Origin of the sequence: Cupriavidus sp. H18C2 (assembly GCF_049393795.1) — a bacterium.
In the GTDB taxonomy this organism is placed as follows: domain Bacteria; phylum Pseudomonadota; class Gammaproteobacteria; order Burkholderiales; family Burkholderiaceae; genus Cupriavidus; species Cupriavidus pauculus_C.
On record NZ_CP186010.1, the window covers coordinates 50,801 to 76,548 of the forward strand.

General features: G+C 67.9%; 27 protein-coding genes. 17 read left to right on the forward strand and 10 right to left on the reverse strand.

Translation table 11 applies throughout. The features are described from left to right. Positions 1-3 precede the first annotated feature (3 nt). Positions 4-960 (reverse strand): transcriptional regulator GcvA, encoded by a 957-nt coding sequence (locus tag EPAKOI_RS00225; protein ID WP_124682754.1) that lies wholly within the window; start codon positions 958-960, stop codon positions 4-6. A 192-nt stretch (positions 961-1,152) separates the two neighbouring features. On the opposite strand from EPAKOI_RS00225, the gene EPAKOI_RS00230 reads away from it, so the two are divergent. From EPAKOI_RS00230 to EPAKOI_RS00295, 14 genes are all read left to right on the forward strand, one after another. Next, complete coding sequence (locus EPAKOI_RS00230; protein ID WP_423192679.1) at positions 1,153-1,521, forward strand: DUF2917 domain-containing protein; 369 nt, start codon at positions 1,153-1,155, stop codon at positions 1,519-1,521. Between the two features lie 163 nt (positions 1,522-1,684). Next, positions 1,685-2,407, forward strand: a complete 723-nt coding sequence (lipB, locus tag EPAKOI_RS00235; RefSeq protein ID WP_124682752.1) for a lipoyl(octanoyl) transferase LipB — start codon at positions 1,685-1,687, stop codon at positions 2,405-2,407. Between the two features lie 64 nt (positions 2,408-2,471). Further along, the gene (lipA, locus tag EPAKOI_RS00240) at positions 2,472-3,479 is read left to right on the forward strand and encodes a lipoyl synthase (protein WP_313838823.1); all 1,008 of its coding nucleotides are present in this window, start codon (positions 2,472-2,474) and stop codon (positions 3,477-3,479) included. Positions 3,480-3,833: 354 nt separating this feature from the next. After that, on the forward strand, positions 3,834-4,484 hold the full coding sequence (pxpB, locus tag EPAKOI_RS00245) for a 5-oxoprolinase subunit PxpB (protein WP_313838825.1): 651 nt from the start codon (positions 3,834-3,836) through the stop codon (positions 4,482-4,484). Continuing rightward, the gene (locus EPAKOI_RS00250) at positions 4,481-5,500 is read left to right on the forward strand and encodes a biotin-dependent carboxyltransferase family protein (RefSeq protein ID WP_124682749.1); all 1,020 of its coding nucleotides are present in this window, start codon (positions 4,481-4,483) and stop codon (positions 5,498-5,500) included. The genes pxpB and EPAKOI_RS00250 overlap by 4 nt, the downstream gene beginning before the upstream one ends. Before the next feature lie 35 nt (positions 5,501-5,535). Then, positions 5,536-6,273 (forward strand): 5-oxoprolinase subunit PxpA, encoded by a 738-nt coding sequence (gene pxpA, locus EPAKOI_RS00255; RefSeq protein WP_313838829.1) that lies wholly within the window; start codon positions 5,536-5,538, stop codon positions 6,271-6,273. Positions 6,274-6,327: 54 nt separating this feature from the next. Then, the gene (locus EPAKOI_RS00260) at positions 6,328-7,062 is read left to right on the forward strand and encodes a DUF969 domain-containing protein (protein ID WP_124682747.1); all 735 of its coding nucleotides are present in this window, start codon (positions 6,328-6,330) and stop codon (positions 7,060-7,062) included. A 3-nt stretch (positions 7,063-7,065) separates the two neighbouring features. Then, complete coding sequence (locus EPAKOI_RS00265; RefSeq protein WP_423192680.1) at positions 7,066-8,016, forward strand: DUF979 domain-containing protein; 951 nt, start codon at positions 7,066-7,068, stop codon at positions 8,014-8,016. Between the two features lie 10 nt (positions 8,017-8,026). Next, positions 8,027-8,677 carry a pyroglutamyl-peptidase I gene (pcp, locus tag EPAKOI_RS00270; RefSeq protein ID WP_423192681.1) on the forward strand — a complete coding sequence of 217 codons (651 nt, stop codon included), beginning with the start codon at positions 8,027-8,029 and terminating at the stop codon, positions 8,675-8,677. A 586-nt stretch (positions 8,678-9,263) separates the two neighbouring features. Then, positions 9,264-10,775, forward strand: a complete 1,512-nt coding sequence (locus EPAKOI_RS00275) for an esterase/lipase family protein (protein WP_423192682.1) — start codon at positions 9,264-9,266, stop codon at positions 10,773-10,775. Between the two features lie 3 nt (positions 10,776-10,778). Further along, positions 10,779-11,690 (forward strand): T6SS immunity protein Tli4 family protein, encoded by a 912-nt coding sequence (locus EPAKOI_RS00280; protein ID WP_423192683.1) that lies wholly within the window; start codon positions 10,779-10,781, stop codon positions 11,688-11,690. A 4-nt stretch (positions 11,691-11,694) separates the two neighbouring features. After that, positions 11,695-12,603: a T6SS immunity protein Tli4 family protein gene (locus EPAKOI_RS00285; RefSeq protein ID WP_423192684.1), complete on the forward strand. Its 909-nt coding sequence runs from the start codon at positions 11,695-11,697 to the stop codon at positions 12,601-12,603. Beyond that, the gene (locus EPAKOI_RS00290; protein ID WP_423192685.1) at positions 12,603-13,514 is read left to right on the forward strand and encodes a T6SS immunity protein Tli4 family protein; all 912 of its coding nucleotides are present in this window, start codon (positions 12,603-12,605) and stop codon (positions 13,512-13,514) included. Before EPAKOI_RS00285 ends, EPAKOI_RS00290 begins: the two co-directional genes overlap by 1 nt. Positions 13,515-13,518: 4 nt before the next feature. After that, a complete protein-coding gene (locus EPAKOI_RS00295) occupies positions 13,519-14,415 on the forward strand; it encodes a T6SS immunity protein Tli4 family protein (protein WP_423192686.1) in 897 nt (298 codons plus the stop codon). Between the two features lie 12 nt (positions 14,416-14,427). Here EPAKOI_RS00295 and EPAKOI_RS00300 read toward each other — a convergent pair whose 3' ends face one another. The 5 genes from EPAKOI_RS00300 to EPAKOI_RS00320 are packed head-to-tail and all read right to left on the reverse strand — an operon-like array spanning position 14,428 to position 19,435. Next, positions 14,428-15,714, reverse strand: coding sequence for a VanZ family protein (locus tag EPAKOI_RS00300; RefSeq protein ID WP_124682742.1), 1,287 nt, complete (start codon positions 15,712-15,714; stop codon positions 14,428-14,430). A 49-nt stretch (positions 15,715-15,763) separates the two neighbouring features. Further along, a complete protein-coding gene (locus tag EPAKOI_RS00305) occupies positions 15,764-16,462 on the reverse strand; it encodes an ABC-type transport auxiliary lipoprotein family protein (RefSeq protein ID WP_423192687.1) in 699 nt (232 codons plus the stop codon). A gap of 56 nt (positions 16,463-16,518) precedes the next feature. Further along, positions 16,519-17,460, reverse strand: coding sequence for an MlaD family protein (locus EPAKOI_RS00310; protein WP_172966010.1), 942 nt, complete (start codon positions 17,458-17,460; stop codon positions 16,519-16,521). Next, on the reverse strand, positions 17,460-18,308 hold the full coding sequence (locus EPAKOI_RS00315; RefSeq protein WP_423192688.1) for an ABC transporter ATP-binding protein: 849 nt from the start codon (positions 18,306-18,308) through the stop codon (positions 17,460-17,462). Before EPAKOI_RS00315 ends, EPAKOI_RS00310 begins: the two co-directional genes overlap by 1 nt. Next, positions 18,305-19,435 (reverse strand): MlaE family ABC transporter permease, encoded by a 1,131-nt coding sequence (locus EPAKOI_RS00320; protein ID WP_423192689.1) that lies wholly within the window; start codon positions 19,433-19,435, stop codon positions 18,305-18,307. Before EPAKOI_RS00320 ends, EPAKOI_RS00315 begins: the two co-directional genes overlap by 4 nt. A gap of 141 nt (positions 19,436-19,576) precedes the next feature. Here EPAKOI_RS00320 and EPAKOI_RS00325 point away from each other — a divergent pair, with 141 nt between their 5' ends. The 3 genes from EPAKOI_RS00325 (at position 19,577) to EPAKOI_RS00335 (ending at position 22,152) form a co-directional block, all read left to right on the forward strand. Next, complete coding sequence (locus EPAKOI_RS00325; protein WP_423192690.1) at positions 19,577-20,479, forward strand: biotin--[acetyl-CoA-carboxylase] ligase; 903 nt, start codon at positions 19,577-19,579, stop codon at positions 20,477-20,479. After that, positions 20,476-21,306: a type III pantothenate kinase gene (locus EPAKOI_RS00330; RefSeq protein WP_423192691.1), complete on the forward strand. Its 831-nt coding sequence runs from the start codon at positions 20,476-20,478 to the stop codon at positions 21,304-21,306. Before EPAKOI_RS00325 ends, EPAKOI_RS00330 begins: the two co-directional genes overlap by 4 nt. Positions 21,307-21,420: 114 nt before the next feature. Further along, entirely contained in the window at positions 21,421-22,152 is a 732-nt protein-coding gene (locus EPAKOI_RS00335; protein WP_423192692.1) for an SPOR domain-containing protein, read from the forward strand. 184 nt (positions 22,153-22,336) lie between these two features. Here EPAKOI_RS00335 and rfaE2 read toward each other — a convergent pair whose 3' ends face one another. The 4 genes from rfaE2 to EPAKOI_RS00355 form a co-directional block, all read right to left on the reverse strand. After that, complete coding sequence (rfaE2, locus tag EPAKOI_RS00340; protein ID WP_313838847.1) at positions 22,337-22,831, reverse strand: D-glycero-beta-D-manno-heptose 1-phosphate adenylyltransferase; 495 nt, start codon at positions 22,829-22,831, stop codon at positions 22,337-22,339. A 118-nt stretch (positions 22,832-22,949) separates the two neighbouring features. Then, on the reverse strand, positions 22,950-23,795 hold the full coding sequence (locus EPAKOI_RS00345) for a ferritin-like domain-containing protein (RefSeq protein WP_124682735.1): 846 nt from the start codon (positions 23,793-23,795) through the stop codon (positions 22,950-22,952). A 180-nt stretch (positions 23,796-23,975) separates the two neighbouring features. Further along, positions 23,976-24,848, reverse strand: a complete 873-nt coding sequence (locus EPAKOI_RS00350) for a PhaM family polyhydroxyalkanoate granule multifunctional regulatory protein (protein WP_423192693.1) — start codon at positions 24,846-24,848, stop codon at positions 23,976-23,978. Positions 24,849-24,898: 50 nt separating this feature from the next. Continuing rightward, the gene (locus EPAKOI_RS00355) at positions 24,899-25,723 is read right to left on the reverse strand and encodes an enoyl-CoA hydratase/isomerase family protein (protein WP_124682733.1); all 825 of its coding nucleotides are present in this window, start codon (positions 25,721-25,723) and stop codon (positions 24,899-24,901) included. Positions 25,724-25,748 lie beyond the last annotated feature (25 nt).

A 25,748-nucleotide genomic window follows, 5' to 3' on the forward strand; every position in this document is an offset into this window, starting at 1 on the left:
CGGCTAGGTCCACTGCGACAGGATGTTCCGGAAGCGCTCCATCTCGGGCAGCAGCCACTGGCGGAACGCCTGCACCTTCGGGGTTTCCAGGCTGGCGTGCGTGCAGACAAAGTGCAGCAGCCACGGGCACGGGATGCTCACGTCAAACAGCCGCACCACGCGCCCGGACAGCAGGTCGTTATAGGCCAGCGACGAGCGGATCAGCGCGATGCCCTGGCCCTCGGCGGCGGCCTGCAGCAGCAGCGACGAATCCTGCATCATCAGGCCCTTGGTCGGCTCGGCCCAGGTCAGCCCGGCGGCTTCGAACCACGGTTTCCACGGATCGCCCTCGCCGCGCAGCAGCGGCATGCCGGCCATGTGCGCGGGCTGCTCGGGCAGGCGGCCGCCGTTGAAGTTCGGGCTGCAGACCGGAAAGAACACGTCGTCGAGCAGCCGCTCCACATACAGGCCCGGATACTGGCCGCTCCCCATCCGCAGCGCCACGTCCACCTCCTCCGAGGCAAAGTCGACCAGAGAGTTCGACGACAGCAGCTCCACGTCGAACTCGGGGTGCTGCTCGATGAAGCTGCCGATGCGCGGCGTGAGCCAGCGCGCGGCAAACGACGGCATGGTGCTGATGGTCAGGCGCTTCTCGCGGTTGCCGGCCTGCAGCGCGCGCGTGGCGTCGGCAATCTGCAGCAGCGCGTCGCGCACGCGCTCGGCGTAGAGCCGGCCGTTGGCGGTCAGCATCACGCGCTTGCCCCGGCGCTCGAACAGCGGCTGGCCCAGTTCCTCCTCCAGCGCGCGAATCTGGTGGCTGACCGCGCCATGGGTGACGAACAGCTCGGCCGCCGCGCGCGAGAAGCTTTCGTGGCGCGCGGCGGCCTCGAACGTGCGCAGCGCGGCCAGCGCGGGCAGGCGCGGAAATTCGCGTTTCCAGCTACGGGGTTCGTCGGGATGCCAGGCGCCGCTCCAGACCATGATGACCTCGGCTATGTGAGATGAGCTAACAAGACCCAAGAATATATATCGTTTTGATAGTGGCGTGGACCTCCCTAGAATCCAATGCACCGGACCCCGCCACACGCGCCCCCAACTGTGCTGGTCCAATGACCAAGCCAGTTCCGGACCTGCCGGCCGCGCGCCGGGCCCCGGACTCACGGAGAACCGATCATGAAAGCCCTACTCACAACGACCGTCTTCACGCTGAACCCCGGCGAAGTGGCACCGCTGTCGGTGCACGCCGCCCAGCGCCTGTTCGTGGAAGATGCCAAAGGCGTGGACGTATGGGTGACCCGCGAGAATGATTCCGAGGACTACTGGCTGCGCTGCGGCGGCAGCCTGCTGCTGCGGCGCGGGGACGAGATCGTGCTGAGCATCGACCCGCGCGCCAGCGGACCGGTGCGGCTGGCCCTGATCGCCGAAGCCCGCCGCCCGGTGCTGACGCTGGCCGACGTGCCGCACCTGGTGTACCGCGCCGTGAAGCGTCTGGTTCGAGGCACCGAATCGACGCCGGGGAAAGACAAGGTACACGCCTCCTGAGCGCGCTGCCGACGGCCGGCCGCACCTGGAGCAGGTGTGGCCACCCCGCGAAGGCGGGCAGCCGCGCAGGTGATCTTCGCGGCACCTTGGCGCCCCCCTCGCACCACCCGGCACAGGGCCGGACTGCCAGCGCAGCCCGGCCCTTTTCGTTACACTCTCGGGCATGCATCCGATCCAAGTCATCGACCAGGGCCGCCAGCCGTACGCGCCCTGTTTCGACGCCATGCGGGCCTTCACCGCGGCCCGCACGCCCGAGACGCCTGACCAGATCTGGCTGGTCGAGCATCCTCCCGTCTACACGCTCGGGCAGGCCGGCGACCCGGCCCACCTGCTGGCCCCGGACGACGCCATTCCGGTCGTGCAGATCGACCGTGGCGGACAGATCACCTATCACGGCCCCGGCCAGGTCGTGGCCTACCTGCTGCTGGACCTGCGCCGCCGCCACCTGATGGTGCGCGAGCTGGTGCACGATATCGAGCAGGCCGTGCTGGACACGCTCGCGGCGTATAATCTCGCAGCCGAACGCAAGGCCGGCGCGCCCGGGATCTATCTGACCGACGGACCCCACCGGGGCGCCAAGATTGCCGCGCTCGGGCTCAAGATCCGCAACGGCTGCAGCTACCACGGCGTCAGCCTGAACGTGCAGATGGACCTGGGCCCGTTCCTGCGCATCAACCCGTGCGGCTATGCCGGGCTGGAAACAGTCGACATGGCCACGGCGGGCGCCACCTTCGCGGCGGCGGACGATGCCGGCCCGCTGCCCGTTACCGCGGCACAACAACCCGCAATCGCACGACGCCTGGCGGCGGCCCTGTGCGAGGTCCTGTCGGCGCGCGAGTCGCGCGCGCGGCAGGCCCACGGAAATGCCGCCGCCGAGGCTGCCTGACCGTGGCACGCCCGGCCCCGATTCAACGCCCAACATGCACGCGGCTGCGCGTGCGGAGAACAGTATGAGCGACGCCCTGATCGCCACGTCCAGCGAAGCCCCGCAAAGCCCTGCCGCGCAAAGCCCTGCCGAATACGACGCCACGAAGAAGCAGAAGTCCGCCGAGAAGACCGCGCGCATCCCCATCAAGATCGTGCCGGCCGAAAAGCTCAAGAAGCCGGACTGGATCCGCGTCAAGGCCGCCACCGGCAATTCGCGGTTCTACGAGATCAAGGACATCCTGCGCGCCAACAACCTCGTCACCGTCTGCGAGGAAGCCAGCTGCCCGAACATCGGCGAGTGCTTTGGCAAGGGCACGGCCACGTTCATGATCATGGGCGACAAGTGCACGCGCCGCTGCCCGTTCTGCGACGTCGGCCATGGCCGCCCGGACCCGCTGGACGTGAACGAGCCCGGCAACCTGGCCCGCACCATCGCCCAGCTCAAGCTCAACTACGTGGTGATCACCAGCGTGGACCGCGACGACCTGCGCGACGGCGGCGCCCAGCATTACGTCGACTGCATCTCGCAGACGCGCGAGCTGTCGCCGAACACGCGCATCGAGGTGCTGGTGCCGGACTTCCGCGGCCGCCTGGACAAGGCGCTAGACATCCTGCAGGTGTCGCCGCCCGACGTGATGAACCACAACATGGAAACGGTGCCGCGCCTGTACAAGCAGGCCCGCCCGGGCGCCGACTACGCGCACTCGCTGAAACTGCTGCAGGAGTTCAAGCGCCGCAACCCGGACGTGCCGACCAAGTCTGGCCTGATGGTGGGCCTGGGCGAGACCGACGAGGAAATCCTGGAAGTCATGCGCGACATGCGCGCCCACGACATCGACATGCTGACGATCGGCCAGTACCTGGCGCCGTCGAACCACCACCTGCCGGTGATGCGCTACGTCCATCCGGACACCTTCAAGATGTTCGAGGAAGAGGCGTACAAGATGGGCTTCACCCATGCCGCCGTGGGTGCCATGGTCCGCAGTTCGTACCACGCCGACCAGCAGGCCCATCAGGCCGGGTTTGCCTGACCGGCCCCTCCGGCCCGTCCTGCCCCGCACAGAAGCCGCGTCCCTCCGGGGGCGCGGCTTTTTTGCTTGATGGGGGCTGGATGTCTGCATCGCGCCTTTCAGCCACCTTTCAGCGGGGGCGCCCGCCGCGCCGCTTTCTCCCCGTTTCGGCGCCGTTTGCCGCATTTCCGTGCAAAACGACCTAGGGTTCCCCCGAGGTGCCGGGCATGACCATGTTTCGATACCATGAATTTATCGATAAATCGTCGATGAAATTTTCTTGAGTCACGCGGGGATTCCCGACGACGCCGGAACGCGGTGCTTGTGGCGCCTACACTGCATGCACCGAACCCGATCCAACCTGTGAGCCCGTCCATGCCCCACTGCACCGTTCACCGTCTGGCCGAGCAGGCGCTGCTGTACAGCGTGGCGCCGCCCGCGTCGCTGGACGTCCAGCGACGCATCTGGGCGATGGCCGAGCGCGCCGCCGACTGGCGCGGCGTGGTGGACGTGGTGCCGGGCATGAACAACCTGACGCTGACCTTCGACGCCAGCGCCGACGTCGACGCGCTGGAGCGCAACCTGAAGCTGGCCTGGGCGTCCGGCGAGACGCGTAACGCCACGGGCAAGCTGGTGGAGATCCCCGTGCGCTACGGCGGCGAGTTCGGCCCCGACATTGCCGACGTTGCCGCGCACACGGGCCTGTCGCCGCAGGAAGTGGTGCGCCGCCATGCGGCGGGCGAGTACGTGGTCTATTTCCTGGGCTTCCAGCCCGGCTTTGCCTACATGGGCGGGCTGGCGCCCGAGCTGGCCACGCCGCGCCGCCGCGAGCCGCGCCTGGCCGTGCCGGCCGGGGCCGTGGGCATCGGCGGCGAGCAGACCGGCATCTATCCGGCCGTGCTGCCCGGTGGCTGGCAGCTGATCGGCCGCACCGACGCCCAGTTGTTCGTCGCCGACCGCGACCCGCCGTCGCTGTTCGCGCCGGGCGATACCGTCCGCTTCGTTGCCGAGGAGGTGCTGCTGTGATCGAGATCATCCGACCCGGCGCGCAGGCGTCGGTGCAGGACCTGGGCCGCGTGGGCTTCCGGCGCTTTGGCGTGGGCCGCTCCGGCGCCGCCGACGACCTGGCGCTGCGCGTGGGCAACCGGCTGCTGGGCAACGACCCCAACGCGGCGGCCATCGAATTCACGCTCGGCCGCGCGGCGTTGCGGTTCGACGCCGACATGCGCGTGGCGCTGACCGGCGCCGAATGCAGCGCCAACCTGGACGGCGTGCCGGTCTGGTCCTGGCATGCGTTCGACGTGCGCCGTGGCGAGACCCTGACGCTGCCCGCACCGCGCGGCGGCACCCGCACCTACCTCTGCGTGGCCGGCGGCATCGACGTGCCGCTGGTCATGCAATCGCGCAGCACCGACCTGAAGTCCGGCTACGGCGGCTTTGAAGGCCGCGTGCTCAAGGAGGGCGACCGCCTGCCCGCCGGCCGGCCGGGGCTGGCCGCGCCGCAGGACTGGGTCGGCGTGGCCGCGCCGGGCTGGGCGCTGCCGGCCAACCGCCAGGGCAACGCGCTGACCATCCGGCTGCTGCCCGGCCCCGAGTATCCCGATTTCGAGCCCGCGTCGCAGCAGGCGCTGTGGTCGGCTGACTGGACCATCACGCCGCAGAGCAACCGCATGGGCCTGCGGCTGGAAGGCCCCGCGCTGGCGCGCCGCGCCGAGCGGTCTGCGGACCTGCTGTCGCACGGCGTGGTGCCGGGCGTGATGCAGGTGCCGCCGAACGGCCAGCCCATCGCGCTGATGAGCGACGCGCAGACCACGGGCGGCTACCCGAAGATCGGCACCGTGATTGGCGCCGACCTGTGGCGCCTGGCGCAGGTGCCGCTGGGCGCCACCGTGCGGTTTGCGCAGGTGACGCTGGACCAGGCCGCCGCGGCGCAGGCCGAGGTGGACCGCTACCTGCGCCAGATCGACCAGGCGCTGCGCTGGCAGGACGGCGGCATGCAGATTGCCGCGCGCCGCCGCACCACCACGCGGTTCGTCGCATGAATTCCCCCGCCCCCATCCATCCGGAGAACGTTCCCATGCAAATCGACCTGAACGCCGACCTTGGCGAAGGCTGCGGCAACGACGAAGCCCTGCTCAAGCTGATCAGTTCCGCCAACGTCGCGTGCGGCTGGCACGCCGGCGACGCGGCCACGATGCTGCAGACCGTGAAGTGGGCGCTGGACAACAACGTGGCCATCGGCGCGCACCCGAGCTTTCCGGACCGCGACAACTTCGGCCGCACCGAGATGCAACGCGACCCCGAGGCCGTCTACGCCGACGTGCTGTACCAGATCGGCGCGCTCGACGCCATGGTGCGCGCGCAGGGCGGCCGGCTGGCCCACGTGAAGCCGCACGGGGCGCTCTACAACATGGCCGTGCGCGATGCCCGGCTGTGCGACGCCATCATCCGCGCCGTGCGCGACTACGACGCCAGCCTGGTCTTCTTCGGCCTGGCCAACAGCCAGATGATCACGATGGCCCGCGACGCCGGGCTGCGCGTGAAGGAAGAGGTCTTTGCCGACCGCGGCTACAACCCCGACGGCACGCTGGTCAGGCGTGGCACGCCGGGCGCGCTGCACGACGACGAGGACGTCGCCCTGAACCAGACGCTGTCGATGATCCGCGACCGGCAGGTGCGCGCCATCGACGGCACCTGGGTACCGATTCGCGCCGAAACCGTGTGTCTGCACGGCGACGGCGCCCACGCGCTTGCCTTTGCACGCCGCATCCGGGAACGGCTCGGCGCGGAAGGCATCGCCATCCGGGCCAGCTGACGGGCCAACCCCGCCAGCGCTGGCTTTGCTCCACTCCGCACTCAGGTAAGTCCTATGCAACCGGCTGTCAACCTTTGGCCCCTGCTGGGGGTCGGTGTCATCATCCTTGGCTTTGTCCTGCGGTTCAATCCCATGATGGTGGTGGCGGCAGCCGCCATCGTCACGGGGCTGGCCGCGTCGATGCCGCTCGAACAGATCTTCACGGCGATCGGCACCGCGTTCGTCAAGGCGCGCAACCTGCCGCTGATCATCCTGCTGCCGCTGGCCGTGATCGGCCTGCTGGAGCGCCACGGGCTGCGCGAGCACGCGCAGGCGTGGATCTCGCGCATCGCGTCGGCCACGGTGGGCCGGCTGCTGATCGTCTACCTGGCCGTGCGCGAGCTGACCGCCGCGGTGGGCCTGACCAGCCTGGGCGGCCATCCGCAGATGGTGCGGCCGCTGCTGGCCCCGATGGCCGAAGGCGCGGCCGAGAACCGCTTCGGCCATCTGCCCGAGCCGGTGCGCCAGCGCGTGCTGGCGTTCTGCGCCGCCACCGACAACGTGGGCCTGTTCTTCGGCGAGGACATCTTCGTGGCGTTCGGCGCCATCGCGCTGATGCACACCTTCCTGCTGTCGTCGAACATCGACGTGGAACCGCTGCACATTGCCGTATGGGGCATCCCCACCGCGATCTGCGCGTTCCTGATCCACGCGGTGCGCCTGAAGCGGCTGGACGGCTGGCTGGAGCGCGAACTCGGTGGCCCGCAGGCCGCCGGCACTCCGGCCACCGCCGGCGCGAAGGGGGAGTGAGCGATGATCGTCTCGATCGAATACCTGTACTGGCTGGCCGGTTTTGTCCTGCTGATCACGTCGCTGATGACGTTCACGGACAAGGCGCATCCGCGCCGGCTGTCCACGGGCCTGTTCTGGCTGCTCTACGCGGTCATCTTTCTCGTCGGCGACAAGATCCCGCCGGCCATCGTGGGCGTGGCCGCGGTGGTGATGGCGCTGATCGCCGGGTTTGGCGGCGTGGGCATCGGCAAGCACGGCACGCTGCCCGAGGCCGAGCGGCGCGCCAGCGCGCGGCGCCTGGGCACCCGGCTGTTCATCCCGGCGCTGCTGATTCCGCTGATCACGGTGCTTGGCACGGTGCTGTTCAAGGACGTGAAGATCGCCGGGCTGCCGCTGCTCGATCCCAAGAACGTGACGTTCGTGTCGCTGGGCATCGGCTGCCTGGTGTCGCTGTTCGTGGTCTGCTGGCTGACGCGCGACACCGTCACGCAGGGCATGCGCGAGTCGCGCCGGCTCATCGAGTCGCTGGGCTGGGCGCTGGTGCTGCCGCAGATGCTGGCCATGCTCGGCCTGGTGTTTGCCGACGCCGGCGTGGGCAAGGCCGTGGCGCACCTGACCACGTCGTACATCAACATGGACTTCAAGCTCGTGGCCGTGGCGGTGTACTGCGTGGGCATGGCGCTGTTCACGATCATCATGGGCAACGGCTTCGCGGCCTTCCCGGTCATGACCGGCGGCGTGGGCGTGCCGATCCTGGTGGGCGTGTTCGGCGCCAACCCGGCGGTGATGGCGGCCATCGGCATGTTCTCGGGCTACTGCGGCACGCTGATGACGCCGATGGCGGCCAACTTCAACATCGTGCCCGCCGCGCTGCTGGAACTGGACGACAAGAACGCCGTGATCCGCGCGCAGGTGCCGTCGGCGGTGGCCATCCTCGTGGCCAACATCTTCCTGCTCTACTTCCTGATGTAAGGAAACCACCATGCCCCGTACCGTTCTACTGACCGGCTTCGAGCCGTTCGAGCAGGAGCCGATCAATCCGTCATGGGAAGCGGTGCGGGCGCTGGACGGCGCGCGCTTCGGCGACGCCGTGGTGGTGGCGCGGCAGTTGCCGTGCGTGTTCGGCAAGGCCATCGACGCGATGGCCGGGCTGGTGGCGTCGCTGCAACCGGACGTGGTGATCGTGGGTCAGGCGGGGGGCCGCACGGAACTGTCGATCGAGCGGGTCGGCATCAACGTGGACGACGCGCGCATCGCCGACAACGCGGGCGCGCAACCCGTGGACCTCGCCATCGCCCCCGACGGCCCCGCCGCCTACTTCTCCACGCTGCCCATCAAGGCCATCGTCCGCGACCTGCGCGCGGCCGGCGTGCCGGCCATGGTGTCGCAGACGGCCGGCACGTTCGTCTGCAACCACGTGTTCTACGGCCTGATGCACACGCTGGCCCAGCGCGGCCTGAGCGGCGTGCGCGGCGGCTTCATCCATATCCCCTACCTGCCTGAGCAGGCCGCCCGCCATCCCGGCGCACCGAGCCTGGCCCTGGACACGCTGATCGCCGGCCTGCGCGTGGCGGTGGCAACGACGCTGTCGACCGAGACCGATATCCGCGAGCAGGGCGGGCAGTTGCATTAGGCACTGACTCTCCCTAGGCATTTTCCGAAGCCCTTCCGCCTGCACGGCCGAAGGGCTGTTTGCCTTGTGGTTCCGCGGCCCGCGCGAGGGCTCCGCGTCGGCAAGTCGTCCTTGACCTAAGCCAAAGCTGGTCCGTATCGGCTCACGTAGTGTGAGGCGCCATGTGCATGCGTCGGGCATGCCACGTCGAATGGAGCCGTGCAACATGTGGAAAGTCGGGAGACGCCGCAGGTCAATGCGCTTTCAGTCAGCCAGCCGCCATGCTGGTCGTCCGGTGCGGGGCGCGATATGAGCCCGCCGAGGATCGTCATCCCGCCCACGCTCATCGACGACGACGGCCAGCCGTACACCGTCTCGACGATGAGCCCCGTCGAGGAGAACATCGAGAAGATCGTCCTCCTCAAGCCATGCATCATTCCCGTGCTGTTCCTGCCCGGCATCATGGGCACCAACCTGCGCAACAAGACCGACGGCAGCAAGGCCTGGCGCCCGCCCAACACCGACCTGGTGGGACTGCCGAACGCCTTCCTGCAGTTGATCGTCTACGCCTTCACGTCAGCCGAGGAACGGGCGGACACCCCTGGCCATGGACCGGGTGGAGGTGGACCCCAGCGGCCCCATCGACGCCGGCAGGAGCGGCCTGCCAAAGAACGTACTCAAGGCGCGCGGCTGGGGCGCGCTGATGCGGTCCAGCTACCACCCGTTCATGGCCAATCTGGAGTTCTACCTGAACAACCTGGCCTTGTACGACTTCGAGCGCAACGAGGTGGACTTCAAGGAATGGGCCCACGAGACCGGCGCGGAATCGCCCACCGACTGGGGCAGCGAGACCGGCGAGCCGCTGACGCGCGAGGAAATCCTGCACGCGGCGCGGTACAAGTTCGACGTCTGGGCCGGTGGCTACAACTGGATCCAGAGCAATCGCGATTCGGGCCAGCAGATCAAGGACTTCATCGAAAACCAGATGCTCCCGTTCTACAACCAGGGCCGCACGATCCGGGTCACCGGCACCCCCGACGGCAAGGGCAAGGACGAAGCGACGATGGTCCGCAGGCGGCCATCACGCGTGGTGGCGGAGAAGGTGATCATCGTCACGCACTCGATGGGCGGCCTGGTGAGCCGCGCCCTGACCGAAATCCACGGCTGCGACAAGGTACTGGGCGTCTCGCACGGCGTACAGCCGGCAACCGGCGCACCGGCCGCGTACAAGCGAATGCGGGCCGGCTTCGAAGGCAAGGAACAGATCATCCTGGGCAGCAACGCGGCAGAGGTGACGGCCGTATCCGCGCAATCACCCGGCGCTCTGGAACTGCTGCCGACAGCCGACTACAACGACGGAAAGCCATGGCTCTTCGTGCGAGAGCGAAAGGTAGGGCAGGGAGCCCAACATCCGCCGGTGCTGGCGCTGCCCCAGCACGGTGACCCGTACTCGGAGATCTATCAGACGTCGGCCTGGTATGGGCTGGTGCCCGAGCATAACGAGGGGATGTTGTCGTTGGGTAAGAAGCGGATCGCGTCAGATGCATCGAGCATCAGCACTGAACAAAAGGCGCAGTCGCCCCGGCGAGAACTTTCTGATCGGATCGTCGACGTTAAGGCATTCCACAACTCAATCGAGCGCCGCTACATGAACAGGACGTACGTTCACTATGGCGCACAAGCTGAACGGGATAAGAAGCTGAATAGAGGAGGCGTTTTCGACACCGGATTCATGGCGGCCATGGACCGATTTGCGTGGGGCGAAGTCGCCTGGGAAGCACTGGACGTAGGCGTGGTAAATCCCGACAGCGTAGCTATCGCAGTCGATGACGGAAACGGAAAACTCCGCACCACCGACGGCATATGGATGCGCATTGCCCCGCCACAGTCGCCGGGCGACGGAACTGTGCCCCTCGAATCTGCCGCCGCGCCGATTGGATGCCCAGGTGTCGTCATGTCATTTGCGCACGGTCATAAGAATCCAGGAACGCGCAATGCAATGTTCGGCTATGACCACCAAGACAGCTACAACGACGAGCGTGCGCTGTTTGCGACGCTCTACGCCATTATCAAGATCGCTCAGCAGGCTGACTGGTATCCGTCGAACGAGGAGAAATAGGAAATGAAGCAGGACTGGAAGACCGTCGCCATTGGCCGCCATCTGGTTGATGTCCCGTACAGTGCCACCATTATTCCGCAGTGGAAGTACAACGATGCGTTCATAAAGTTGGCCGATGAAATCAGGACCGATGCGGAATACGCCAAGATGATCGACGAACGCGAACGGGTGTTGCGAACGTCCAGGCACGACACGCACCACACGCTGTTTGTCCAGCGCGTGCAACATGCGAACGGCGGGGTAACACTGGTTTCTTGGCGCAAGCCAACCAGCCAGTACGTTTTCCTTTTTGAGACGTTCTATCGGGTTGGAGCTCAGGCGGTCATTTACTCCAGCGACGTGACCGACGACCTGCGTGAGGCAGTGCTACGTGCTGAGGAAGAGCGAGGCCGATTCTGGCAACTGATCGAGGACGAAGCAGTTCCTGACAAGGCGGGATACATCGCGCGCAACGTGATGTTGGCGAGGACGCTATTCAATCACGAAAGCTGGACCCTAGCCATTCGACTTGCCGGCAAGCCCGACGTCGCCCTGCGCATCGCCACCTATGCGCGTAGCGTGGATCGCCCCGGGTTGCGAGAGCGGGCAGGCGGGATACTGCCAAGCCTGCTGCGATCATTCGCCGGCATGCATCAGTTGCGCAACCAAGCGCGTGATGTGGGGCCGATTGTGGGTCACGAAATCCTGGTGGCGGGGACCGAAGCTGGCAAACGACATTACGCCTTCAAGTGGGAGTCGCCGGGTAAGGCGTACGAGTTGGCTGACCCCCACATCAACGTCTCGATGAACGTGACGGAGAGCGACTACACCACCAACGAAGCCTCCTTTGCCGACGACGCGGAAGCGTTGGAGATCTGGGATCGGCTTGTCGACTCGATCCGGCTGCGGCCGGGTGCCGTGGGGCCGCAGGAGTAAGGGGATGCAAGGTTGGAGGACCCTGGCGATTGGTCGTCATCTGGTTGACGTACCCGGCAACGCTACCGTCATCCCTCAATGGCAGTACAACGGCGTGGCTATAAACCTCGCCGATGACGTTCGGACCGATGCGCAATTCGACGAGATGGTGAATGAGCGTGAGAGGGTATTGCGAGCAGGCAAGCACGACAAGTACGACTCGCTGTTCGTGCGGCGCGTGCCGCATGCCAACCGTAGCGTGACGCTGGTTTCGTGGCCCGAGGCAAGCGATACCTATGTGTATCTTTTCGATACCTACTTTCGAGTTGGTAACCAGACCATCCTGTACTCCGGCGAAGTTACCGAGGATCGACTGGAGGTTGCGCGGCAAACGCGTGACGCGCTAAGCCAGAGTTGGCGTTTGATCGAAGATGGCACGCTCCCGCAGGACGCGGGATTCGTCGCACGGAACGTGCTGCTGGCGCGGACTGCCTTCAACCCCGAAAGCTGGACCCTGGCCATCCGCCTTGCCGGCAAGCCCGACGTTGCCCTGCGCATCGCCACCTACGCACGAAGCGTGGATCGCCCCGGGTTGCGAGAGCGGGCAGGCGGGATACTGCCCAGCCTGCTCCGATCCGTCGCCGGCATGCACCAGCTGCGCAATCAGGCGCACGATGTGGGACCGATTGCGGCCCACGAAATCCTGGTGGCGGGGACCGAAGCTGGCAAACGACATTACGCCTTCAAGTGGGAGTCGCCGGGTAAGGCGTACGAGTTGGGCGACCCCCATATCAACGTCTCCATGAACGTCACGGAGAGCGACTACACCACCAACGAAGCCTCCTTTGCCGACGACGCGGAAGCGTTGGAGATCTGGGATCGGCTTGTCGACTCGATTCGGCTGCGGCCGGGTGCCGTGGGGCCGGGGGAGTGATGATGCAGGTCTGGAAGACCATTGCGATCGGTCGCCATCTGGTCGACGTGCCTGACACTGCAACCGTCATCCCGCAGTGGCGACACAACGAGGTGCAGATCGAGTTGGCGGACGAGATCAGGACTAACGCTGAGTACGACAAGATGGTCGACGACCGCGAACGGGTACTTCGAGCTTCAAAGCACAACAAGCATGGCACGCTGTTTGTGCAACGCGTTCAGCACGCAAATCGTGGCGTAACCCTTGTTTCGTGGCGTGAGCCATTCAGCAAGTACGTTTATCTTTTTGATACGTTCTACCGGGCCGGTGGTCAGACTGTCATCTACTCCGGCGAGGTAACTGTCGATTTACGCGACAGTGCCATCGCCGTTTGCGATGAACTGAGCCAGAGCTGGAGGGAGATCGTTCCGGGGACAATTCCCGAGCGACCTGGCTTCGTGGTTAGAAACACCATATTGGAGAACACCGCCTTCAACCACGAAAGCTGGACCCTAGCCATCCGCCTTGCCGGCAAGCCCGACGTTGCCCTCCGCATCGCCACCTACGCACGAAGCGTGGATCGCCCCGGGCTGCGAGAGCGATCGGGCGGACTGCTCGCCAGCTTGCTGGGTTCGATCGCCGGCATGCATCAGTTGCGCAACCAAGCGCGTGATGTGGGGCCGATTGTGGGTCACGAAATCCTGGTGGCGGGGACCGAAGCTGGCAAACGACATTACGCCTTCAAGTGGGAGTCGCCGGGTAAGGCGTACGAGTTGGCTGACCCCCACATCAACGTCTCGATGAACGTGACGGAGAGCGACTACACCACCAACGAAGCCTCCTTTGCCGACGACGCGGAAGCGTTGGAGATCTGGGATCGGCTTGTCGACTCGATCCGGCTGCGGCCGGGTGCCGTGGGGCCGCAGGAGTAAGGGGGTGCAAGGTTGGAGGACCCTGGCGATTGGTCGTCATCTGGTTGACGTACCCGGCAACGCTACCGTCATCCCTCAATGGCAGTACAACGGCGTGGCTATAAACCTCGCCGATGACGTTCGGACCGATGCGCAATTCGACGAGATGGTGAATGAGCGTGAGAGGGTATTGCGAGCAGGCAAGCACGACAAGTACGACTCGCTGTTCGTGCGGCGCGTGCCGCATGCCAACCGTAGCGTGACGCTGGTTTCGTGGCCCGAGGCAAGCGATACCTATGTGTATCTTTTCGATACCTACTTTCGAGTTGGTAACCAGACCATCCTGTACTCCGGCGAAGTTACCGAGGATCGACTGGAGGTTGCGCGGCAAACGCGTGACGCGCTAAGCCAGAGTTGGCGTTTGATCGAAGATGGCACGCCCCCGCAGGACGCGGGATTCGTCGCACGGAACGTGCTGCTGGCGCGGACTGCCTTCAACCCCGAAAGCTGGACCCTGGCCATCCGCCTTGCCGGCAAGCCCGACGTTGCCCTGCGCATCGCCACCTACGCACGAAGCGTGGATCGCCCCGGGTTGCGAGAGCGGGCAGGCGGGATACTGCCCAGCCTGCTCCGATCCGTCGCCGGCATGCACCAGCTGCGCAATCAGGCGCACGATGTGGGACCGATTGCGGCCCACGAAATCCTGGTGGCGGGGACCGAAGCTGGCAAACGACATTACGCCTTCAAGTGGGAGTCGCCGGGTAAGGCGTACGAGTTGGGCGACCCCCATATCAACGTCTCCATGAACGTCACGGAGAGCGACTACACCACCAACGAAGCCTCCTTTGCCGACGACGCGGAAGCGTTGGAGATCTGGGATCGGCTTGTCGACTCGATCCGGCTGCGGCCGGGTGCGGTGTGACCGTGCGACTGGTCAGGATTGCGGTCGATTGCTCTCCCGCCGTCCCTCGGTAGCCGCCGCCACGGCTCTTGCCGTTGCGCGGCGCTGGGCGCGTTTCTGCAGGCGGCGGCGCAGCGTGATTTGCTCGAAGCGCCAGACCACGTAGAAGAACGCCAGGAACGGCCATAGCCAGCCCAGCCATTGGGCCAGGCTGTTGAAGTGCACGAAGCGGCCCATGCGCCAGCCCTGTTCGGAGATCCACGCGTACGGGTTCGGCGGCAGGATGTTGGTCAGCACGACCAGGCCGACCAGCGCCACCACGGCCAGTACGGCGCGCAGCCAGCGGGGCAGGCGCAGCAGCAGGACCAGCACCAGCGAACTGGTCAGCAGCGCAAAGCGTCCGCCTTCGGAGAGCCAGTTGAATGCGTTGTCGTCGGGGAACTGGAGCTCGGCCACGCATGCCTTGATGATCAGCGCGGCGGCCAGCAGGCCGGCCAGGATGCGCAGCATCGGCGCCGAGCGGCGCATTGCCACGGACGCGAACAGGCCCGTGCCGATCCAGCTCGACGCCGTCACCAGCGTTTCCAGCAGCAACTGGTTCTGCAGGTCGTCGGGCCGCAGGTTGATGCTGTCCTGCCACGCCACCAGCGCCGGAAAGTACGCCTGCACCCAGGCCATCGGCCAGGAATCGGGATCGGTCAGCCATTCGCGCACGATGCCGCCCATGCCGAACAGGTGCTCCTGCGGAAAGATCTGCGCGAACGGCCACAGCACGATCAGCACGATGGCAAAGCTGGCGTGGGGCTCGAACCACGCCAGCCGCAGCCGCGTCAGCGTGCCCCGGTCGATCAGTGCGCCGGTGAACGGTGCCACCACGGCGGCGCCCAGCATGGCGCCCAGCGCGTTGGTGATCAGGTCGATGTTCGACGGGATGCGCGTGGGCAGCCACGTCTGCAGCGCCTCCATGACCGACGACAGCAGCGCGCCGGCGATCAGCGCGATCAGCGTCGCGCGCGCGCCGGATACGCGCGGATGCAGCGACAGCACCACCAGCGCACCGAACGGGCAATAGCCGATGACGTTGGTCAGCAGGTCGAAATCGGTGATGTAGCGCGGCTTGGGCGCGGTCAGGAACGCGAACGGCGAGATGCCGTTGTTGACCCATCCGGAGAACGGATAGAGGCTGGCGTAGGCCACCAGCAGCGTGAAGCAGACCAGCCCCACGCGCGCCAGCGGCGAATGGCGGGGCAGCCAGCCGTCGAGTTCGGGCTGTACCGGAGTCTGCGGCGGGGCAGGCGGGGGTGGATTGACCGTGGTCATGACTACGGGAAACCTTGTGACCTCAGTCGCACTATAGGCGCTCCGCGCCTCACTGGCGCGGCGGGTTGGGCTTGGGCGTGGCGTCCGGCGACAGCGGCACCGTGTCCCGGCCGGGCGGATTCTCGCGCGGAAGCTGGGCCGGGCCGCTCGCGGCGGCGGCCTCCAGCGGCAGCGTGGCGGCCCAGTCCAGGATTGCCGCGATCACCGCGTCGCTGCCGGTCGACAGCGCCTTGACGCCGCCCGCGCCGTCCGCGCTGGGCGCCGGCTGCTCGGCCACGAACGTCTTCTGGCCGATCAGCCCCCGATGGAACACGGTGGCCCGGGCGCGCACCACGCCGCGGCTGCTGGTGGCGGAATCGAAGACCTGTTCGAAGCCAAGCAGGTCCACCTTGATCGCCGGCACGCTGGTGTCGCCATACCACGTCAGTTCGCCGCGCGACGACACCGCGTCGCGCAGGCGGTCGTCGAACAGCCGCGTCGGCGCGTCGACCCAGCGCTGCGTCGAATACGATTGCAGCCGCTGCGCCTGCGTGTACTGGAGCCGGTAGTAGATGCCGCGTCCGTCCATCCACGTCGGGCCGTCGGTCTGCGCCACGCGCAGCTTGGGCAGCCGTGCGGGCGGCTGGGACGGCGCAGCGGCCAGCGGGCCAAGATCGAAAGTGGTGCTCGGCTTGGACGGCGACAGCACGCTGCAGCCGGACAGGACAAGCAGCAGGGCCAGCGTGGCAAGGGCGGAAGCGGTTCTCATGGAGGATTCCCGTCGAAGGTTCTGGCGCATGGGGTGAGGGGGCAGGGCGGCGTGGATCATGGCGACTGGAAGCCGGGCTCGCCCGGTCCCGGCGTCGGCGACGGCCCGCCGAACAGCACGCTGGTGGGCTGGTCGTTGAACGTGCCGGCCGCGCGGTCGATGCTGCGCGCGGTCTGGCGGGCGTCGCGGGCCAGGCCGTTGATCTGCGGCAGGGTCTCCTGCGTGAAGATGCCGGCCGCCTGCTGCACCGAATCGGCGGCCGCCTGCATGTTCACACCCACGCGGTTCACGGTGCTCATGACCGTGCCGTTCGGATTGGCCAGGTCGTCGGCCAGCCGCCGCGTGGAAGCCAGCGTGGCGTTGAGGTTCTCCACGGCCTGCGGCAGGCGGGCGGCGGCCGGCTGCAGCGTCTTGGCCAGTTGCGAATAGTCCTCGGCGGTCTGGTGCACCGACTTGATCGCCGCCATCAGCTCGTCGCGGTTGGTGGTCTGGAACATCTCGTTGAGCGATGCCATCAGCGTCTCGGTCTGCGTCAGCAGCGAATCGCCACGTTTTTCCAGTTCCTCGAAGAAGCCCGGCCGCATGACGATGCGCGCCGGCTCGCGCGCCGACGTCCGCAGCGGTGGGGAACTGGTGTTGGCGCCTTCCTCGCGCGCGGTGTCGTCCAGTTGCACGTAGGCGATGCCGGTCACGCCCTGGAAGCCCAGCGTGGCGTAGGTGGTGCGGGTGATCGGGGTGTCCTGGTTCACGTTGATGCGGACGATGATCTGGCCCGGCACCTGCGGGTCGAACTTGATCGACACCACCTTGCCGACGTCCAGGCCCCGGTATTTCACATCGGCCTGCGGCCCCAGCCCGTTCACCGTGGAGCGCGTGATCAGGTCGTACGGCACGCGCACGGCATGGTCACTGCTGAACCAGAACAGCGAGAACAGCACCAGGACCGCCAGTCCGATGGTGAACACGCCGGCCAGGAAGGCGTTTGACTTGTTTTCCATCAGGCTTCTCCGGTTTGCGCGCCGCCGTCCGGGCCGCGAAGGGCCGGCAGCGCCTGCAGCGCGCGCTGGGCGCGTTCGCCCAGGAAGTATTCGCGAATGAATGGGTGGTCCACCTGCACCACCTCGGCAAGCGGCGCGGCGGCCAGTACCTTGCGGTCGGCCAGCACGGCCACGCGGTCTGACAGCGCCACGAGCGTGTCCAGGTCGTGCGTGATCATGACCACGGTCAGGCCCAGCTCGCGGCGCAGTTCCTGGATCAGCGCGACGTAGTCGTCCGACGCCATCGGGTCCAGCCCCGCCGTGGGTTCGTCCAGGAAGACCAGCTCCGGCTCCAGCGCCAGCGCGCGCGCCAGTGCCACGCGCTTGATCATGCCGCCGGACAGGTCGGCGGGCATCTTGTCGGCGTCCTTCGCGGACAGCCCCACCAGCTGCAGCTTCAGCAGCGACGCCTGGCAGATCAGGTTGTCCGGCAGCGCGCGCAGCTCGCGCAGCGGCAGCGCAATGTTGTCGATCACCGACAGCGCCGAAAACAGCGCGCCGCGCTGGAACTGCAGCCCCCAGCGGTTGCGCAGCGTCTGCAACTGCGCGGCGCTGAGGCTCGCCGGGTTCTCGCCGAAGACCTTGATCGTGCCCGACGTCGGCCGCTCCAGCCCCACGATCTGGCGCAGCAGCACGGTCTTGCCCGTGCCGGAGCCGCCGACGATGGACAGCACCTCGCCCCGGTACACGTCCAGGTCCAGCCCGTCGTGCACCACGTTGTCGCCGTAGCGCTTCACCAGGTTGCGTACCTCGATGATGGCCTCGCGCGGCGTGTCGCGCCCGACGGCCGGATGGTCGATCATGGTCATAGGCCGACGTTCTTGAAGAGGATGGCGAAGATGGCATCGGCCAGGATCACCACGGTGATCGACGTCACCACCGACGCCGTGGTGCCCTGGCCCAGGCTCTGGGTGTTGGGCTTGATGCGCAGCCCGAAGTGGCAGGCCGTCAGCGCGATCAGCATGCCGAACGCCACGCCCTTGCCCAGCCCGAGCCAGAGGTTGGCCACCGGCACCGCGTCCGGCAACTGGCGCAGGAAGAACGCGTAGCTGATGTCGAGCTGATAGCGCGCGGCCACCATGCCGCCGGCCAGCGCCATCACGTCGGTCCAAGCCACCAGCAGCGGCATCGAGATCGCCAGCGCGATCACGCGCGGCATGATCAGCCGGTAGCCGTGCGAGATGCCCATCACGCTCATCGCGTCCAGTTCCTCGGTCACGCGCATCACGCCAATCTGCGCCGTGATGGCGGAGCCCGAGCGCCCGGCGATCAGGATCGCGGCCAGCACGGGCCCCAGCTCGCGGATCACGGCCATGCCGAGGATGTTGACGATGAAGGTGCTGGCGCCGAACGTGCGGAGCTGGTTGGCCGACAGGTACGACAGCACGATGCCGATCAGGAACCCGACCAGCGCCGTGATGCCAAGCGCCTTGTAGCCGACGTTGTAGATGTTCGCGGATATCTCGCGCCACGGCCCGCGCTGCGGCGCGCGCAGGAAGCGCAGCAGGTCGAAGGCAAGCTGGCCCAGCATCGTGATGCCGTTGGCAAGCTGGGCGAAGAACGACAGCAGGCTCGCGCCCAGGATGACCACCGGATTGAAACGGTCGACCATCGTCTTGCGCCATCCCTCGGGGCGCAGCCCGGCGATGCGGTCGAACACGCGGCGCTGGCCGTCGTTGATTTCCACGTGCTCGGGCATCTTGCCGTTCCAGGCCTGCCAGATCAGTTGCGCGCCGATGTGGTCCAGCCGCGTGACGCCGGCCAGCGACCAGCGCGCGCCTTCGGGCGCCTCGGCCAGCTTGTGAAGCTGGGCGCGCAGGCCGCGGGCCTCGCGGCAGCCGGCGAGCGCGAGGGCAGTCCAGTCGCCTTGCAGCTCGACGCTGCAGGCGCCGTCCTGGCGCGAGATATCGAGGGCGGGCGTCGGCAGGCGGTCCAAATGGCGGGCGATGTGATGGCTGAGTCTCGATTCTATGCTACCCGCCGCGCGGGCGCGATCAGACGTCCGCCGACACGGCGGCGGCTACAATTCCGGCAGACCCGGCGCCGTCGGCCGGCCCCATCCCCTTCCTGCTGCCCCATGTCCGATTTTTCCCATCCCGCTTCCGACGCGCGCGCCATCGACGCCGGCGCCCTGCCAGCCTGGCGCATCCACGCCGGCCCGCTGCGCCAGGCGCTGGACGGCGGCCCGGCCCGGGCGTGGCAGGTAGAGGTGGTGGAGGAAACCGGCTCGACCAATGCCGATCTGACGCGCGCCTGCCGCGCCGCCCCATGGCACGACGACGCCGTGCAGGTGCGCGTGGCCTACCGCCAGACGGCGGGACGCGGCCGCCAGGGCCGGCCCTGGAAGGGGCAGGCGGGGCTGACGTTCTCGGTGGCCATGCCGCTGGCGCTGCCGCCGGCGCGCCTGAGCGGGCTGAGCCTGGGCGTCGGGCTGGCCGTGGCGCAGGCGCTGGAAGACTGCGACGCCGCGTGCGGCGCCCGGGTGGGCCTGAAATGGCCCAACGACCTGCAGATCGACGGGCGCAAGCTGGCCGGCATCCTGATCGAATCGGTGCCGGCGGGCCCGCAGCGCATCTGGGCGGTCATCGGCATCGGGCTCAACCTGGTGCGCGACACGCATATGGAAACGGTGCTCGGCCGCGAACTGGCCGGCGTGGCAGAGGCCATGACGGCGTTCGACGCCCAGCGCGACCCCACGCGCATCCTGGCCGCCGTGCTGGCGCGGCTGGCGGCGCTGCGCACCACGTTCCTGGCCCAGGGCTTCGCGCCGCTGGCCGCCGCATGGTCGGCGCGCGATGCGTTCCGCGACGAACCGGTACGGCTGCTGCACGACGGGCAGGTGCTGGCCGAAGGGCTGGCGCGCGGCGTGGACGGCGACGGCCACCTGCTGCTGGAAACGCCGGAGGGTTTGCAGCGCATTGCCAGCGGCGAGCTGTCGCTGCGCGGAGCGCTGCCGGCGGCCGACGGGGAGCGCGCATGAGCCTCCTGCTGATCGACATCGGCAACACGCGGCTCAAGTGGGCATGGTGCGACGGGGCGCCGGCTCCTGCCCAGCCCGCGGCCCCCGGCGGCCTGCCAACGCCGTGGCAGCACGCCGGCGCGGCGTCGCACGCGGTGCCCGCCGAGCGCGCCGCCTTGCGCGCGACGTGGCAGGGGCTGGCCAGCCGGGGCGCACCCGCGGTGTGGATCGCCAATGTCGCCGGGCCAACGCTGGCCGGACAGGTCGATGCGCTGCTGGCCGACACGTTCGGCAGCCACGTCGCGCCGCAATGGGTGCGCACCGCCGCGCGGCATGGCGACCTGGTGAACGGCTATCGGGAGCCGACGCAGCTTGGCGTCGACCGCTGGGTCGGCAGCATCGGCGCGCATCGCTGGGTGCCCGGCCAGACGCTGCTGGTCGTCACCGCCGGTACTGCCACGACGCTCGACATCGTGACCGCCACGGCGGACGGCGGCCGGTTCGAGGGCGGGCTGATCCTGCCCGGCCTGCAACTGATGCTCGGCACGCTGGCGCGCAACACGGCGCAACTGCCCGAACTGGACGTGCTGGAAACCGGCAGCGGCGCCGCGCGCGCGGTGCGGGCGTTGGGCGCGGACAACACCCACGACGCCATCGCGGCGGGCTGCCTGGCCGCCCAGGCCGGCGCCATCGAGCGAACCTGGCGCACGTTGGCCGAGCGCGGGCCGGTGCGCTGCCTGCTGTCGGGCGGGGCGCGCCACGCCGTGGCCGGCGCACTCGCGATGCCGTGCGAGATGCACGATAATCTCGTGCTGCTTGGGTTGCACGCGATGGCGGCACCGGGCTGAGCGCACGCCGCGCCGGCCCGACATCGCGCCAGATTGCAAAGATTCCGCGACCGAAGCGCCGATCATCCACCAGACACTTCCGACTCCATGTCCCGGCGCGGCCCGACCCTCCTGTTGCTGATCCTGCTGCTCGCCAATGTGCTGCTGCTGGCCGCGTTGCTGGGCGTCTTCGGCCCGCAGCCGCTGGGCGGCCTGCTGGAAAGCCCGCGCGAGCCGCAGCGCGTGGAGCAGCAGGTGCGCGGCGAGCGCATGCAGCTACTGCCGCCGGGCGATGCCTCGGCACCGGGCGCCCCGCGCAGCGCGGCGCCGGGCAACCTCACGCTGGCCGCCGCACCGGCCGATAGCTGCATGGAAATGGGTGGCTTCACGGCGCAGAACGTGGAGCGGGCCAGGCAGGACCTTGCCGCCATCGCCGCCGGGACGCCGCTGCCGCTGGACCAGTTCGAACGCAGCGAGCAGGTGCGCTGGTGGGTCCATCTGCCCGCCCAGCCGACGCGCGAAAACGCCGAGCGCAAGCTGGCCGAACTGCGCCGCCGCAAGGTGACCGACGTCTCGGTGGTCAGCGCCACGGAGCCGGAGTCGTACACGGTGTCGCTGGGCCTGTTCCGCGAGCGCGAACGCGCCGACCGCTTCCTGGACACCCTGCGCGCCCAGGGCGTGCGCACCGCCCAGGTCAGCGACGCACCGCGCGCCATCTCGCGCCAATGGCTGCGCGTGACCCACGCCGACGACGCGGTACGCGCCCGCATGGACGAAGTCCGCCAGCGCTACGGCGCCGAGGTACTGCAGTCGTGCAAGGGATTGACGCAGGCGAGCGAAGGACGGGGGACGGGGGTGGCGGGGTAGGACGAGGGACTGGCGCTTCAACCTGCGCTGGTTTGCTCCCCTCTCCCTTTGGGAGAGGGGCTGGGGGAGAGGGCGTTGAGATTCAAATCGCGACCCGTCGGCAATGGACCCGCTGGCCCTCTCCCCCAACCCCTCTCCCGCAAGCGGGAGAGGGGAGCCTGTACTGGTCAGCCAACCTCCCCCCTCACCCCTGCCCGCGTACCTTCGTCAGCAGCTTGGTCGTCGAGCGGTCGTGCAGGAACGGGATGGCGTATGCCTGGCCGCCCCAGCTGCGCACCAGCCGCGTTTCTTCCAGCGTGTCGATATCGTAGTCGCCGCCCTTCACGTAGATGTCCGGCCGCACCAGGCGGATCAGTTCCACCGGGGTTTGCTCGCGGAACATCGCCACGAGGTCTACCGACGCCAGCGCGGCCAGCAGGGCCATGCGGTCGGCCTCCTGGTTCAGCGGGCGGTCGTCGCCCTTGCCCAGCATCCGCACCGACGCGTCGCTGTTGACGCCCACCACCAGCGCGGCGCCCATATCCCGGGCCTGGGCCAGGTAGGTGGCGTGGCCGCGATGGAGGATGTCGAACACGCCGTTGGTAAAGACCAGCGGGCGCGGCAGGGCGGCCACGGCGGCGTGCAGCGCGGCGGTGTCGTCGGCGGGAACCAGCTTGGATTCGTAGGCGGGTGCGTTCATGGATCGGTCCGGGCGGAGGGTACGCGGGGCGGCCGGCACGGCGCGCCCCAATGAAAAACCCCATCGTAGCGATCCGATGGGGTCTTGTCCTTGCGGCGGCGCGCGCCGCGGGGCCGGGTCAGGCCTGGGCGGCCTGCAGGTTGGCGTTCAGTTCCTTGCGGTAGCGGTTCAGGTCCTGCACCGATTCGAACGTGCGCTCGAACAGCAGCGACATGTTGTGCAGGATCCGCTCGATCACCTTCTTCTCCCACACCTCGTCGAAGCGGATCTGCTCGTCGAGCCAGTGCTCCAGCCAGTCCGGGTCCGGCAGGCGCGACTGCACCGTGTCGTTGGGGAACAGGGCCTTGTTCACGTGCAGGTTGGTCGGGTGCAGCGGCTTTTCCGTGCGGCGGGCCGACGCCATCAGCACGCCAATCTTGGCGAATGCCGAGCGCGCGCTGTCGCCAAACTGGGCCAGGTACTTCTTCATGTAGCGCAGGTAGGCGCCACCGTGGCGGGCCTCGTCCTGCGACAGCGTGCGGTAGATGTGCTTGATGACCGGTTCCGAATGCCATTCGGCGGCGCGGCGGTACCAGTGGTTCAGGCGGATCTCGCCGCAGAAGTGCAGCATCAGCGTTTCCAGCGGCGGGGCCGGGTCGAACTCGAAGCGCACGGCATGCAGTTCTTCCTCGGTCGGCACCAGGTCCGGGCGGAAGCGGCGCAGGTACTCCATCAGCACCAGCGAATGCTTCTGTTCCTCGAAGAACCAGATGCTCATGAACGCCGAAAAGTCGGAATCGTGGCGGTTGTCGCGCAGGAACATCTCCGTGGCGGGCAGGGCCGACCATTCGGTGATCGCATTCATGCGGATGGTCTTCGCCTGGTCGTCGGTAAGCAGGCTGGCGTCGAACGTATCCCAGGGGATGTCCTTGTCCATATGCCAGCGGACCGCTTCCAGTGATTTGAACAGTTCGGGGTAGAGCATGCTAAGCCTTTGAAATTACGGGCGGATTCTACCAGACAGGAATCATTCTCGAATGTTTTCTCTACTCCGTTTTAGCCCTTAGACGATGGATGCGGGGCCGCCAGTGCGCCCGGCGGTGCCAAAAGTGGCGGAACTACGACACTCCGGAAACGGCCTGTGCCGTGGGCTTGGTTTCCGGCGTCACTCGAAGTTGTCCTCGGGCGAACCGGGTACGGGCGGGGCGTCCGGGGTGGCCGCCCTGGCGCGGCGAGCCCCCGTCGATGCGCGCTTGGCGCCGGCCTTGGGGCCCTTGGCGGTGCGCTTGGTGGCCGTTCCCTTGGTGGCCTTGGCCTTCGCGGCCGGTGCGGGCTTGGGCGCGGCCTTGCCGTTGGCGGGCTTGCGCCGGGCTGGCGGATCGCCCTTGACGCCGGGCTCCACGCCTTCCGCGCCCGCGGCGCCGGGGGCGCCGAAGCCAGCCATGCCGCCGAACGGCGCGGTGCTGGCCGCTGCCGCACTGGCCGCCGCCGCGCTGCTGGCGATCTGCGTGAACTGGCGCTGGAGCAGGTCCCACCAGAGCGACGCATTGGGCGGCATCGGCGCGGCGCCGCCGGCCTGGGCCGCGTCGCCCGCCATGTCGGCCGGTGCGGGGCCGTCGTCCTCGGGCTCGTCGTTCTCGGCGTCGGCCTGCTCCTGGGAGACGGTCTGGCCGGTGCCGAACGGGTGCGGATGCTGGGGCGGATGCGCGCTCGGCGCGTTGGCGGCACGGGCGACGTTCTCCATCGCGCTCTGCATGGCCTCGGGCGACAGCGCGTTGCCAAACGTCTGCAGCGCCACCAGCGTGGCGCGCTGCACCTCCAGGCCCTGGATCGTCGTGCGCAGCAGGTTGGTGTTGAGCTGCAGCCAGCTTTCCACGGCCTTGAGGTCGTGGATGCGCTTGTCCACCTCGTCGAGGTCCATCGGCGGCGTCATGGCGCTGAGCCCCGGCATCAGGCCGCCGGGCATGCCGCTGCCCGTGGCCCAGAGCTTGCGCAGGAATTCGAAGCCGTTGCCGAAATCGGGAATCTGTCCAAACATGGTGCGGCACTCCCTGTCGTGGGGGCCGCCCATGCGGTGCGGGCGGCCGGTTACTGGAATTCGGGCGGCCGCTTCTGGCGCAGGCTCGCCATGCCTTCGTGCACGTCGGGGCCGGAAAAGCCCATAAATTCAAGCGCCAGCGAGGTATCGAACGCGGGGCCGGCCATGCGCAGCCAGTTGTTCAGCGCGTACTTGGTCCAGCGGATGGCGGTCTGAGACCCCGCCGCGAGCCGGTTGGCCACCTCGAATGCCTTGGCCACCAGTTCGTCCTCTTCCACCGCCAGCGATACCAGGCCGATCCGCTCGGCTTCCTCGCCGCTGACCGACTCGCACAGCATCAGATAGTACTTGGCCTTGGCCATTCCGCACAGCAGCGGCCACACGATGGCGGCATGGTCGCCGGCCGCCACGCCCAGCCGCGTATGGCCGTCGACGATGCGCGCGGTGCGGGCCGCGATCGAGATGTCGGCCAGCAGCCCCGCCACCAGCCCGGCGCCCACGGCCGGGCCGTGCATGGCCGACACGATTGGCTTGTCGCAGTTGATGACGTTGTAGACGAGGTCGCGTGCCTCGTGCCAGACGCGGGTGCGGGTCTCGAAGTCGTTGGCCATGTCCTCGACCAGCGCCAGGTCGCCGCCGGCCGAGAAACCCTTGCCCTCGCCGCGGATCAGCGCCACGCGGATGTCGGGATCGGCGGACACGTCGCGCCAGATCTCGGCCAGCTCGCGGTGCATATTGGCGTCGGCCGTGGCCAGCTTCCGGTTGGCCGACTGCGCCGCGCCCATGATCACTTCGAGCACCGGGCCGTGGCGGCGCAGCGTGAGGGCCTGGTAGCGGGCCAGGCGGGGGGACAGCGTGTTGGCATCGGTCGTCATGGGCGGCTTCCATTGGGGGGGGGGG